This window comes from Pedobacter cryoconitis (assembly GCF_014207135.1).
In the GTDB taxonomy this organism is placed as follows: Bacteria; Bacteroidota; Bacteroidia; order Sphingobacteriales; family Sphingobacteriaceae; genus Pedobacter; species Pedobacter cryoconitis_D.
Window position 1 is genome coordinate 14,250 of the sequence record NZ_JACHCC010000003.1, and the last position, 12,222, is coordinate 26,471.

Annotated in this window: 18 protein-coding genes; 8 read left to right on the forward strand and 10 right to left on the reverse strand. The window is 34.2% G+C overall.

What is annotated here, in order from left to right:
• Nucleotides 1-197: 197 nt before the first annotated feature.
• Complete coding sequence (locus HDF25_RS05370) at nucleotides 198-629, reverse strand: hypothetical protein (RefSeq protein ID WP_184623553.1); 432 nt, start codon at nucleotides 627-629, stop codon at nucleotides 198-200.
• Entirely contained in the window at nucleotides 595-1,032 is a 438-nt protein-coding gene (locus HDF25_RS05375) for a hypothetical protein (protein WP_184623555.1), read from the reverse strand. The genes HDF25_RS05370 and HDF25_RS05375 overlap by 35 nt, the downstream gene beginning before the upstream one ends.
• Nucleotides 1,033-1,178: 146 nt before the next feature.
• Here HDF25_RS05375 and HDF25_RS05380 point away from each other — a divergent pair, with 146 nt between their 5' ends.
• On the forward strand, nucleotides 1,179-1,538 hold the full coding sequence (locus HDF25_RS05380; RefSeq protein ID WP_184623557.1) for a hypothetical protein: 360 nt from the start codon (nucleotides 1,179-1,181) through the stop codon (nucleotides 1,536-1,538).
• 66 nt (nucleotides 1,539-1,604) lie between these two features.
• Nucleotides 1,605-2,177: a hypothetical protein gene (locus HDF25_RS05385; protein ID WP_184623559.1), complete on the forward strand. Its 573-nt coding sequence runs from the start codon at nucleotides 1,605-1,607 to the stop codon at nucleotides 2,175-2,177.
• A 311-nt stretch (nucleotides 2,178-2,488) separates the two neighbouring features.
• Here the strand turns inward: HDF25_RS05385 and HDF25_RS05390 are convergent, their stop codons facing one another.
• From HDF25_RS05390 to HDF25_RS25720, 4 genes are all read right to left on the reverse strand, one after another.
• Nucleotides 2,489-3,004 (reverse strand): hypothetical protein, encoded by a 516-nt coding sequence (locus tag HDF25_RS05390; protein WP_184623561.1) that lies wholly within the window; start codon nucleotides 3,002-3,004, stop codon nucleotides 2,489-2,491.
• A 49-nt stretch (nucleotides 3,005-3,053) separates the two neighbouring features.
• Nucleotides 3,054-3,848 (reverse strand): hypothetical protein, encoded by a 795-nt coding sequence (locus HDF25_RS05395; protein WP_184623563.1) that lies wholly within the window; start codon nucleotides 3,846-3,848, stop codon nucleotides 3,054-3,056.
• Between the two features lie 45 nt (nucleotides 3,849-3,893).
• The gene (locus tag HDF25_RS05400) at nucleotides 3,894-4,076 is read right to left on the reverse strand and encodes a hypothetical protein (RefSeq protein ID WP_184623565.1); all 183 of its coding nucleotides are present in this window, start codon (nucleotides 4,074-4,076) and stop codon (nucleotides 3,894-3,896) included.
• Nucleotides 4,077-4,264: 188 nt separating this feature from the next.
• A complete protein-coding gene (locus HDF25_RS25720; RefSeq protein ID WP_221450863.1) occupies nucleotides 4,265-4,441 on the reverse strand; it encodes a hypothetical protein in 177 nt (58 codons plus the stop codon).
• Nucleotides 4,442-4,652: 211 nt separating this feature from the next.
• Between HDF25_RS25720 and HDF25_RS05405 the strand changes: the two genes are divergently transcribed.
• Nucleotides 4,653-5,483, forward strand: coding sequence for a hypothetical protein (locus tag HDF25_RS05405; protein ID WP_184623567.1), 831 nt, complete (start codon nucleotides 4,653-4,655; stop codon nucleotides 5,481-5,483).
• A gap of 2 nt (nucleotides 5,484-5,485) precedes the next feature.
• Complete coding sequence (locus HDF25_RS05410) at nucleotides 5,486-6,211, forward strand: hypothetical protein (RefSeq protein WP_184623569.1); 726 nt, start codon at nucleotides 5,486-5,488, stop codon at nucleotides 6,209-6,211.
• Between the two features lie 196 nt (nucleotides 6,212-6,407).
• On the opposite strand, the gene HDF25_RS05415 is transcribed toward HDF25_RS05410, so the two are convergent.
• Nucleotides 6,408-7,253, reverse strand: a complete 846-nt coding sequence (locus HDF25_RS05415) for a hypothetical protein (RefSeq protein WP_184623571.1) — start codon at nucleotides 7,251-7,253, stop codon at nucleotides 6,408-6,410.
• A gap of 506 nt (nucleotides 7,254-7,759) precedes the next feature.
• On the opposite strand from HDF25_RS05415, the gene HDF25_RS05420 reads away from it, so the two are divergent.
• Nucleotides 7,760-8,020, forward strand: coding sequence for a hypothetical protein (locus HDF25_RS05420; protein WP_184623573.1), 261 nt, complete (start codon nucleotides 7,760-7,762; stop codon nucleotides 8,018-8,020).
• Between the two features lie 254 nt (nucleotides 8,021-8,274).
• Here HDF25_RS05420 and HDF25_RS05425 read toward each other — a convergent pair whose 3' ends face one another.
• From HDF25_RS05425 to HDF25_RS05435, 3 genes are all read right to left on the reverse strand, one after another.
• Entirely contained in the window at nucleotides 8,275-8,589 is a 315-nt protein-coding gene (locus tag HDF25_RS05425) for a hypothetical protein (RefSeq protein ID WP_184623575.1), read from the reverse strand.
• A 295-nt stretch (nucleotides 8,590-8,884) separates the two neighbouring features.
• Complete coding sequence (locus tag HDF25_RS05430; protein WP_184623577.1) at nucleotides 8,885-9,142, reverse strand: helix-turn-helix domain-containing protein; 258 nt, start codon at nucleotides 9,140-9,142, stop codon at nucleotides 8,885-8,887.
• A 180-nt stretch (nucleotides 9,143-9,322) separates the two neighbouring features.
• Nucleotides 9,323-9,580 (reverse strand): helix-turn-helix domain-containing protein, encoded by a 258-nt coding sequence (locus HDF25_RS05435; protein WP_184623579.1) that lies wholly within the window; start codon nucleotides 9,578-9,580, stop codon nucleotides 9,323-9,325.
• Nucleotides 9,581-9,964: 384 nt separating this feature from the next.
• On the opposite strand from HDF25_RS05435, the gene HDF25_RS05440 reads away from it, so the two are divergent.
• The 3 genes from HDF25_RS05440 to HDF25_RS05455 all read left to right on the forward strand — a co-directional run bounded on the left by HDF25_RS05440 (nucleotide 9,965) and on the right by HDF25_RS05455 (nucleotide 12,179).
• Complete coding sequence (locus HDF25_RS05440; RefSeq protein WP_184623581.1) at nucleotides 9,965-10,435, forward strand: hypothetical protein; 471 nt, start codon at nucleotides 9,965-9,967, stop codon at nucleotides 10,433-10,435.
• 73 nt (nucleotides 10,436-10,508) lie between these two features.
• Nucleotides 10,509-11,081: a TlpA family protein disulfide reductase gene (locus tag HDF25_RS05445; protein WP_184623584.1), complete on the forward strand. Its 573-nt coding sequence runs from the start codon at nucleotides 10,509-10,511 to the stop codon at nucleotides 11,079-11,081.
• A gap of 513 nt (nucleotides 11,082-11,594) precedes the next feature.
• Nucleotides 11,595-12,179: a TlpA family protein disulfide reductase gene (locus HDF25_RS05455; RefSeq protein WP_184623588.1), complete on the forward strand. Its 585-nt coding sequence runs from the start codon at nucleotides 11,595-11,597 to the stop codon at nucleotides 12,177-12,179.
• Nucleotides 12,180-12,222 lie beyond the last annotated feature (43 nt).

Here is a 12,222-nt window from a genome sequence, read left to right on the forward strand (position 1 = left end):
ACACCTGGGTAAGCATAAAATGACTGTTCCTTATTTGTTCCTTTTGTTTTGTAACATTTTGGTTTACAGTATTTTGTGGTTTTTGTATCGGGAAGTAATTATTGTTTCTGGTATTTTATTTTTGTGTTGATTATCAATGGTTTAATTGATAATTGTCAATTTTTTAAATCTATATGATTAATTAACCGTCTGAATCGTCATTTATTTTTAGATGCTGATTTTGTATGCTCCTTATTATGATCTTTAATATAATGGATTAAATTATTTTTATCACATTCAGATAGGCTATCTATTTTTTTTCCAGCATCCGGATAATCTTTTTTATACATCCCATTATGTTTGGTCTTAAAAATATAATCTCTTAGTTTCAGGCTATCCATTGTGGATAGCTCTGTAAATAGAGGAATATCCTTCCTCATTCTAGGCCCATGATCCCAAATTATATGGCAATTCGTACAGCTTAAATTAGCTACTAATCTGCGACCACCATTAAGGTCAAGGTTACACGTGTCATTAACTGTCCTAGCAACTTGTGATGTTTTATTTCCCTTATTAGCCCCGTCTGCACATGCAAATAAGATACACATTACCAGACTACCTAAACTTAGCCTTATTGAAGATAAAACCATTTGAAGACCTATTTAAAAAAGTACGTAATTTATTAACTGTATTTAGCCCAGGATTAGCATAACGCCCACGTGTCACATTACTTATGTCACCCATGATATAGCGATTTACATCAATTAATTCCTGATTTGAAATAGACGATCCACTATTTCCTTCTAAATGATACATCAACCTTTGTTTTTGACTATGATCCTCTATATCATCCAAACTTAATGTATGAAAAAATTCATGAACGGCCAGATATGGATTTTTTGCCCAGTCGTTATAACTAACAATAGCAGGACCACCTGTTCCATTGGTTAAACCACCTGCTTTATGTGATTTACCATATTTATCAGTAAATGAAAATCGAATATCGTCAACTACGACCAGAACAAAATCATTTCCTGACAACTGGCTTAACATCGTTATTTGAGTCAATTTAACGATATAATTGAAATTGTATCTAATTGTGTAAGTATAGTGCACAAATCTAACCTGATTGACCCCTCTTCGCTTATTTTGAATTACCCCTCAAAATGCTGAATACCTGATGTCTAACAAAATGTTGTATGTTGGCGAGATGGGGTCAATGTAATTGGTTTTATCCACATACTTATAGTGATGGTCGCACTAACCGTATCAGTCAATTAAGCTTTGCCGAGGCAACCGCATTGATTAAAATGCTTACAGGTACAGGACAACAGGATAAGGAAACACCTACAAATAAAATGCGTGGCAAAATTTTAAGTATGGGACATGAAATGTTTTGGAAGTTGCCAAACGGTAAAATAGATATGCCACGCATCAACGCCTTTTGTATCAAAAGCGGTTATCTGCATAAAAAACTAAACGATTACACCGAAAGCGAATTACCAACCCTCGTCACTCAATTTGAAAAAGTGTACAGCGACTACCTTAACAAGGTTTAAATTGTTTCCTAATTTTAATATCTTTAACGCCTCGCCACTATCGGTGGGGCTTTTATTTTTGCTCTTATGAAAAGAATAATATTATTTATGATGCTGGTAGCTTCAATTTCAGTTAAAGCACAAAAAGGAATAGTTTACAGCCCGTTATTTCCCACTTATAAAAATGATATTACTATTTATTCTGACAGCCTATTACAATCCCCAATAAGCTTAGCTATCTACAAATTAGTTAGGGTTAAGCTTATAGATTGGCATAACGGTGTTTGGACTGCTAAATACGATGATTGGGATACCCAAAATGAAAAAATAGCTTTTATTAAAGAAAATAATTTTGTTAAAGAACCAAATTACAGAAGTATTTTAGAGGGTTATAATCCAAAAGCAAAAGCCGAGCATAAAAAATATTTATTAGGTTTAATAAATAAGTATGGCAAATATTGGGGTAATGTTGTTTTTGATGGAGTACCTAAAATTGGCATGACCCAAGAAATGTTTTTGTTGTGTCAAAAATGGCCAGATAAAATCAATAGAACCCAAACGGCAAAAACAATATCCGAGCAATGGGTTTATCATTATGGCCAGTTTGGCACTAAATACTATTACTTTACCAATGGTAAATTAACCACTATACAAGATTAAAAACCGTTCAAAACTTCTTTTGCTTTAGTTGGTATGTGTGTGGATATACCAATTAAAATGACCCCTGACGACCTGAGCAAATTGACCCCTCAGAATTAACCTTAAAAAAAGGTAAAAGTTGTTGTACAGATTGGCTCTTTGAATAGACTGCACAAATCTAACCTGATTGACCCCTCTTCGCTTATTTTGAATTACCCCTCAAAATGCTGAATACCTGATGTCTAACAAAATGTTGTATGTTGGCAAGATGGGGTCAATGTAATTGGTTTTATCCAATATGAAGATACTATTAGCTATATTTCATTTAGGAATTAATATATGGGATCTGTAAAAGTAGGTTTCCTGTTTTTTTCTTTAAAAAGAACTGTGACGGTTGGAAGGATAGTGAGTTCTTTTGGGTTGTCATTATATTTGATATAGCTGTTAAGAGGTACTTTAAACACACTATTCTTTGGATCACTTTTTCGTAGAGAGTCCAATCTAGTAGATATAATAAAAAAAGTAATTTGAAAATTCTGTTCTTTTAGTCCGGACTTAATGATCCAGGAGTCACTGGATCTTTCAATGGCTTCTTTTGCAGTCTTAAAAAAAAGGTCGTCCTGATTGTTTAAGTTGTGTATGGCGATAACTTTTCCTTTTTCTGAAACAGTAAAATTAACGGTGGAAAATCCACATCTCGGATTCTCTTCTAACATTCGAGATACCTTCGGGTCACTAAAGAAATTTACAACGGAACTATCTCTATTGTCGTAATAAAGAACATACTTATGTTGTGCCTTTAAACCAAGGCTAAGAGTTAAAATAAAAAGAAAAATGAGTGTTTTCATAAAAATTGTAGTTGTTTTTATTGCAATTGAATTTAGCATTAATTCTAATTTATTGTAAACATTTTGTACGCTGGTTTAAAGGCACACGTTTTTGGCTTGAAACCATCTGGGAAGCGTTATCCATTGTAATTGACATATTGTTTTCTGTGTTTAATTTCGTAAGTAAACAGTCGAATTCAGAATTAAAGGCTATTGATGGTGTTTTGCCTGTGTCATTATATAAACAGCCAATTACAAGTTTGAAGTAATTTTCTTTTGACATTCTGTTACCGTCATTCAATCCTACAACATAGGCTATTGTTCCGACATATGTTGATAGCATAGTCAAGTGATCCTGGCCATTGGTAGTCTCGGCTACTGTTGCAAAACTATTAAGTCTTTCCAATATCGGTTTTGTATCGTCAGCTACTACTCCGTAGCCAGAAAATGTGCTAACTGAGTTCAAATAGGCATGTACCATTTCATGGATCATAGTAGTAGCAACTAATGCAGGCGATGAGTTTTTTAACATATTTGTATTTAAATAAATATTTGAACTCACAGTACTTCCGTCAAGACCCGTTTGCGTTGCTGCGTATTGAGTTGCTCCAACATCATTCCAAGCAAGATCTGGTTTATCATACCATGTTAAATCAGGATTTACCCCCTGTGGCCCACATTTAATAAATGGTTCCAGAAATGAACAAAGTTGTGGATGACTACTTATATTTAGTAATAATTCATAAACACAAGGGAATTTCTTTCTTAGACTATCTGTTTTTATATCAACATTAACCGCCGTTGAGTTGGGGTCTCCAGCGCCACCACCTCCGCCATTAGTTCCTCCAGAACCGCTACTGCACATTACTGAAATTAAATCCCTAGTTGTGGAAACTAGATTATCACCATCCTATTCTTCTGTAACCCAATAAGTAGAAACGCAAACTTGCTGCTTCTCTGTCATCACTGTTTTTGGCTCACTGGAGGTAATGTTATTTGGTTTAACATCCTTTTTACAAGATAAATGAGATAAACAGATAATAGAAACAATGAGGGCTAAATAGAGACTTTTAATTGGTAAGTTTTTTTTCATAATTGATATTTAAGTTCACTAATGATAAGTGATTAAATAATAACCTTTAATAAACTTACATAAACTGACCTATACCTGTGGTAAACCAGATAATCCTGAGGGTTAAATTATTTATAGTTTTGAGAATGGTATTGATTGGCATTAATTTAAGTAGTATTTTCAACAGTAATAGGTGGCGAAGTAGAACCTTACATAAACTCAAGCCCTGGTTTCTTTTCTATTCTCCATCCATCGTCAAATAGTGAAAAATAGGCTTTAATGGTATCTAGTTGATTTAATTTTCTAGGTATTAATTCAACAAAATGTGTGATATTCTTATATTTAATAGTATACTCAGCAATTGCACTTTTGTTTCCATTCAGCATTTTTTATTTTTCGAATCTGATGCTCACGATCTTTTACAGGTGTTTCAAGTAAAAATGGTTTAGATTTCTCTGTGAATACAATTATTGGTCTATCAAACCCATCAAAATTGATTATGATTTTTTAATAAGATAAATTCAGAACTTTCGATAAATAATAAGTGTTTGTATTCTAGTGAGTTATAGCTAGATTAGTTTATCTAAATCTATCGAAATGGCGAAAAAATTTAATCCTGATTCAATTCCATTTTTGGATATGTACCTTAATTGTAAATTGAAGCCTGGTATACAGGGAGTAGCAGACGGCATTATTCACAATTTAATACTTCCGAACCAACGTCGGTATCAGGAAATTGCGCTATTGGTTAGGGAAGAATTCAACAGACCCAGCATGTACCGATGGCCGCTATTTCCATCAGCCAAAACTGTTATCACCGTGGAAGATAGAATTAAGATGAATAGATCATTGCATGGACTTCCAGCGTCTCCACCTGAACCCGAAGGAAGTCAGTCTAGCTTGGGTTTTCGAACTAAACGACGAATTGGTGGCTTCCCCATGATGAATTTTGAAACACTTGGAGCTTTAATACCTTGGTACTTTATTGCGCTCGTACATTACAGGGAATCTGGTTGTGATTTTTCCAGGCATTTACATAATGGTGATCCTTTAAAGGGCTTTACAAAAAAAGAACCTATGCGCAGACCTTTGGTGTTACACGGCCCCCCTTTTGGTTTTGAAGAAAGTGGTGTGGATGCAATGATATATCAGGGTAAAAAAGATGGGTGGAACGATCATTGGACACTGAGAAATATTCTAATAAGATTGGAAAAGTATAATGGATTCGGTTATGAGATGTTTCATGGAGTTTTTTCTCCATACCTTTGGGGCGGTTCGAAATTTTACACTAAGGGACAGTATGAAGAACTAGCACAAAATGCCTATAAAACAAAATGGAATCCTGATTCCACAAACCACCAAATAGGGACTGCGATATTGCTTAAACGAATGGAACAAATAGGTAAAATCTCTGTACTAAAAAGTTAATTATGAATTCCAGACACTTAGTTTTGATAATATTTCTTGCGGTTATAGCTGCATGTAATGAACAGCCTAAACAAACTGTATCTACTGAGAATAAACAGACGGATAGCAGGAAGAAAAAACTTCAAGATAGCGTTGCAGCTGACAAAAAGCTAGATGATAAGTTTAATCAGACCTTAAAAGCATTCGATAAAACTGTAGATAGTCTCAAACTTGATAAAGGCATTTTTCCTGTATACGATTTCTTGTCTGGTAACATTGGTGATGATGATTATCGTTATGCATTATTTTATTTAAACTTCATGACAGTTGCTAAAGCTAAAGACAAAGCAAAAATTACCAAAATGATTCATTTTCCATTTCAAACCACTAGACAAAAAGTCAAGTATAGTAAAAAATATGGCGACTATGAGGTAGCCGGAGCGGAAAATTGGAAAGGCGGATTACTAAATGAAAAACAATTTGATGCGCAGTATGACAAGATTTTTACTGATGAAATATTAGAAAATATACCAGAAACCAAACCAAAGGAAGTCACAGGGATGGTTCCCGGAAATATAAAACCTACTAATGATTATTATAGTCAATTACAGGCATTTACTGATAAAGGCAGTAACATCTATATGGTTAATATCGAATTACCAGTTAGCAAACGAAAATATGGTTATGTCTTCTTTGCATTTGGAAGGGTCAACGGAGAGTATAAAATCCTAAGTTATTTCTTGCAATAAAGCAAAAATGTAAAGTTTCTTGTTTTTTTTAAAATCATCTGCCGGAGCTTTCTTGTGCCCTTACTTCGATGCTCTATCCCAATATCTTTGTTTACATACAGATGAAAAGTCTGTACTAGGAGCTATTTTATTTTTATTTATCATTTTCAGTTGCCTCATATTAGCATTCCGAAAAGGTATTATTTAGTTAAATAAATTAATGTGTCTTAGAGTTGGTATAATATTCAATTTCCCGGAATACCGTAATTACTGTTCCACTGGTCGTATTTCTTAGAATAAAATAAATTGGATTGCCATACTGATCCACCTGAATTCCGGTTATATCAGTTATCTCAGTCTCGTACTTTAAAGGATTACGATAATCGTTAGTTCTTACAATCAGTTGGTAAACCTGATGCTTTTCATTAGTTCTCTCCTCTATAATTTGCGTAACCTTCATCTTGTCTTCTGGATTCCCAACGAGATATGTGTATTTCGTTTGTTTTATCTGGCCCAGAGCATCAATCCAGGTACTATCAACACCATCTTCCAGTTTGCCTTGATAATAATGATTTGTCACCCACAAATGAGAATTTATCCACTTACGTTCCATGGTTTTCTTAACCTTGTCCTTTTCTTCGTATGGGGAACCTTCAAGAGAGAACACTGTGAATAATTCTATTATTAAAGGAAATTTGGTTAATGAAAGCGGAACGGATTTAGTATAAAATGTCTTTCCTCTATAATAGGCCACTCCTGTAGTAGACTCGGAGACACCTATCCCCCCATTTTTATTGTATAAGAACACTTCTTTCTTTATAAAATCTTCTGGATGAATAGGTTTGTTATTTATCAATTGTTTTTCATTGTAAGATATTATTGTCACTTTTTTTACCGGGCCTCTTAAGCCCTTTGATTTCAAGTCGCTAAAGTCTGTGGGCATCTGCGATTTAGCATCTGTACAACTAAAAAAAACAAATAAAACAATCATAAATTGCACCCATCTAACTACAATTACAAATCCTGTCTTGCAACCCATTTTTAAATATTTTTTATTTGTCACAAAATACACTTTTTAACTATTTATAAACCATCTTTCTGCGACAATTTGGGTAATCCGACAAAAGTGATCACCTATTCCGCTCCAAACTGACCATCTGTTTTCGGGCCAAAGTGGCCGTTTTGACCCATACAAACCAATTTTACCATCCAGGTATGGGGTACATGGATCTTTTGTAAAACCGCAAATTCTGACTCCTAACCAAATCACAAAGTATAAGTAAGGGTGTTGTCATTTGTAAAAATTGGATAGCTTAAAACGGCTTATTTAAGCTGATGGAATTTAGATTTAAGATCGGAAGCTTAATAATGGAATTAAATGGCTCCTGGGGAATCAGGAATTATATTTTGATATTTTAAGAGGTAAGGTTCAAGGAATGAAGAAAAGAGATTGGTAAGATTTAATTATATTTGGTCATGCTTTGATAGCATTCTCTATCCCCCTCGGCAGACAGACTAGTGGCCAGTTTGGCCCGGAATGAGGGGGCACTTTCCCCGAAATATACAATATTGAGAAAAGCAGGCTTTACAAAAGTTGGATTTATCATAGTTAGTAATTCATTTAAAACTAATTTTGAAAATTTCATTAATGGCATTACTTGGAATACTGATATTAAGAGATTTGTTCTAATGGAATCTGATGCATTATTGCATTTGTTGGCATATAAAAACAAAGAAAAGTTAACAATTGGTCAAGTTATTGAGTGTATTGTAAGTTCTGGATTTCAGATAAATGCACAAGATATAATTCAAAGGTTTGCAGATGTATAAAGTGTGGCATTTACAGAGGGAGTGTAAATTGAACTGTCGTACATTTGAATAAACAATGATTACATCTCCTAAACTATCGTCGCATACACAGGCTCGAAGCCTACTGAACTATTCAGTTTTAAGATGTAAAAACGCATGGGAGCGAAACGTGTCAACCGGTATATATTACCAACAGTTCATCGGCCTTATTCCATGCGTTTTTTATTTATTCAAATCTACGACAGTTCAGTTTACAGTCTCAAATTCGGCTACAATTAATCTTGATAACGACTAACCAATTCTAAGTCAAATGATGCCTGTATTCCTTCTGGAATAATATCTTTAATAAAGAATAAGCTATCAAATTTTCTAGGATATTCAAGTTTAATTGAAATTAGCTTTTGATTTTCCGTGAAATATTCTTGTTCAGTATTTTTGAAATTATGAGCTATCAATTGCATAATGATTGAAGCTCCATTTAGTTTCAGATTAGAAATAATAATTTCTTTGATTCCAGTTAAAGAAATCGGTGTTCCATCTTCTGGCCAATTAGGATTCAAAGAATCAAGAATTACATAGAAATTGCTCATAAACAAGTATAAGAAAACTTTTCTATCTTTAAAAGAGTTTCAGATAGCTGAAATTTAGTTTGGCACTCTCAAGGATATAAGTGCTGCGTTTAAATTTATAAGTAGAAACGCCAACATTAAATTTTATGGACTCAAATATTTTTCCAACGCATTTCCCTTTTTAATTTCTTTAATTCATCAACGACCATATATATTAAACTGCATATAATTCATAATAAAAAAATCTTAACTGTTTATCAGTTTGAATATAATGACCAGCCATATTATAGATCAGGTTGAAATTTGGAAATTCCGATTATTCAAGACCAACATTAAAGTCAACTTTGAAATTAAAATCCAGAAGTTTTGTTGGATGAACCTTTAGACCAATTGCAAGCTTTTTCAATGTCAGTATGTTAGGCCCACTTTCGCCATTTTCATACTTAACAATATCGCCTGTGTTTACTCCACTTAATCTGGAAAACTCGCGGAAGCTGAGGTCTCGTTCTTCCCTTAATTTTTTTAAATTCTTACCAAATTCCTTTAATATATCCCTCTCGTTATCGCCAATCATTTTACTTAAATATAGTTAAAAAAAGTCTAATAGTTCTTTTGGTTCAACTTCTAAACCTTTAGCAAGACTAACAACCGTAGATAACGAAATATTCATCATTGACTTTGAATTTAAACATAAGGTTCTAGCAGATTAATAGCTAGGAGATCTTATTCTGGATCTAGAATTTAAATTTTTATTTTAGGAAATAGATTCATTTTTAAAACACTCCAACAATTTCGTAGGTTCGATATCTAATCCTTTAGCAAGTGAAATAATCGTTGTTAAAGAAAGATCAACCCTTCCTTTAGATATTCGTTGAACGTGACTATGTTCTAACTCTGCCCGAATCGCTAGCTTTCTAAGTGAAGGATTTACACCGTTTTTTTTTCCGTATTCAGCTAACAATTCAATTAAATTTTCGGCGAATTTCAACTTTATTTCCTCTTTCCAGTCCATAGGACGAAATTTCCATTAAAATGAGAAACTAAATGCCATATGATCGTATGGCATATTCATATTTATTCTTATATTTGATTAAGTATTTAATTATTAGACAATGATATTAATGCAAAGTGCATTGGTATAAATAAAAGTCTCTCGTAAGAAAACCGCTATTTGACCACGAGAAGGCTAGTGAAAATGCCCTTTCCCAAGGAATTTGCATATATTTGCGTATATATAAATCAATAGGGAGGGGCTTCACTAAGTCTTTTGTGGTCAATTAAGTCTCCGGACTTAAAGGTTCTTAGCGGTACCTCTTGCAAAAGATGTGAAGTCTCTCCCTACTGATTTTTCATCCTTCAGAGACTCATTTAAAATTTTAACCAATTAAAAATGAGTATGAAAAAGCCAATTAAACCCCGCTCTCCCAAAGAGCCAAAAGCAATTGATTCTATCAATGCTAAGTACACTTACAATCAGGTATGTGTATTTCATGAAACCATTCTGCGCATACTTGGAAACAGTGATCTGTCAGCCCTAAAAACAACAGAACTAAAAAGTATTGAACACTTTGCTCTTACCATAGTTCGCATGCTTGATTCGCTGAGAATATCAGATAGTGTAAAAAAACAGTACCAGGCACAGATTGCTAATAACATTGCTGAAGTCCGGAAGATAATTCCAAAAAAAGGAAATGATTTTCAGGCTACAAAGAGTCTTTATGAACTCCTAAATTGGATAAACTGCACAAATTATCGAACGAGGCTGACTATTGAAATGATTCTTGATGACTACTACTATCACTTTCCCTTTTCTCAGAGTAGTATAACCCCGCAAGGCCATTTCATCCAGCAAACGGCATTACGATAATTCTCTCTTTACCAATTCAACCATGATACTGCCATAAACAGTTTCTTAGGTATCATCATTTCGACTTAACAACATGAAAAAAACGATCTCAATAATCGCCATGGCCATGCTTTGCCTTTTTTTTAGCGCGCCATCCCAATCTCAATCTTTTACCCCTGCATTTAAACCCGTCAAAATAGGAGACAGAATCCCTGATGTCACATTAACAAATGTCTACAATTATGAATTTACGAAGACCGATCTTTCTGATTTTAAAGCTAAACTGATCATTCTTGATTTCTGGGCAATCTGTTGTACATCTTGTCAGGCTAATTTTCTGAAAACAGAAGAGCTGCAAAAGATGTATGGAGGAGAGGTTCAATTTATTAAAGTGACCAATCAGACAAAAGCAGAAGTATTGCCTTTTCTGAAAAAAATCCATAAAACAGAGCCATCAGCTATTCCAGTAGTTACCGATGATTCAGCATTGCACCAATTATTCTATCCTATCTATCTACCGCATTATGTATGGTTGGATCAAACTGGTAAAGTCATAGCAATAACAACCGGCGAACAACTCACCGTGGAAAATATCGATCAGTTTTTAAGTAATGATAACATTGGAGATATGTGCACGAAAGTGAATATGGATAATTCTAATCTCTAGCCGGCGCAAAAAAAACAGTAAAATGAAAGATTACATCAGGATATTAAATTTTCAACCTCATAGGTTACCCAAGGGATATATTACTGACCCGAACAGAGGTCTAAACACCTTTTTTAGCCTTCATCCATTAACAGAAGTTAGACAGAAGCTTCACTTGTTACTTCGGGCATGGTTACACCAGGTTAATGTATATGCGGAACCATCTGATATTTCGTCCATGTTGCTTTTCCAGGAGCAACTTATTGAATTCATGGAAGTTTCCTATGTAAAGGGGGTGAAAGATGGTTATTTACCAAAACGAGTAAACCATCCAAAAAAATAATAGCTGTCATTACAAAGCGGGCGGCCTAATGAACGGAGGTTCTGGTAGTGCCGCCTTGCTTTGTTTCATCTGCACAAAACAATCTAAATTAATTAACTAACTCAAATTTATGAAGATTACATGTCCACCACCATGAGGGGCCTATCGATAAACAGGTCCTAAAATTTTCTTAATCAACTAAATCATTCAAAATGAAAAAAACAACGATTTGTATCGTAATGGCATTGCTATGCCCAATTTTTTATGGAGTCGCACAGCAACCTCAGGCTAAAGCAAAACTCAAAATAGGGGACAAAATACCTGAGTCAGTATGGAATCTGAACATGGCAACATTTAACCAGAATCTAGATGGTCAGCACATTACATTGAGTACTTATAAAGGCAAACTGATCATTTTAGATTTTTGGGCAACCTGGTGCGGTGGATGTATCCAAAGTTTCCCGAAAATGGATTCTATTCAAACCATGTTCGGTGATAAAATCCGGCTTTTGCTAATTAATTCGATTGAAACAAAGGATAATGACGAAAAGATCAGGACTGTAGTAAATCGAATGGAAAAAACGATGGGCTCCAGGTTCCATTTACCAATAATCATTGGCGACTCGGTGCTCACCAGGCTTTTCCAGGTTAATAGCTTACCCCACTGTATATGGATTGATAAAAACGGGTACATCATAGGTATTACGGATAGCAAACAAATCACCAGAGAGACTATAAGGTCGATTTTGAAAAACGAAAATTTCCAAATCCAAAACAAAAAAGAGCGAAAGTTCTGACAGGCTTCCTAATTAATATTTAAAACGGTTAAATCTTATACAT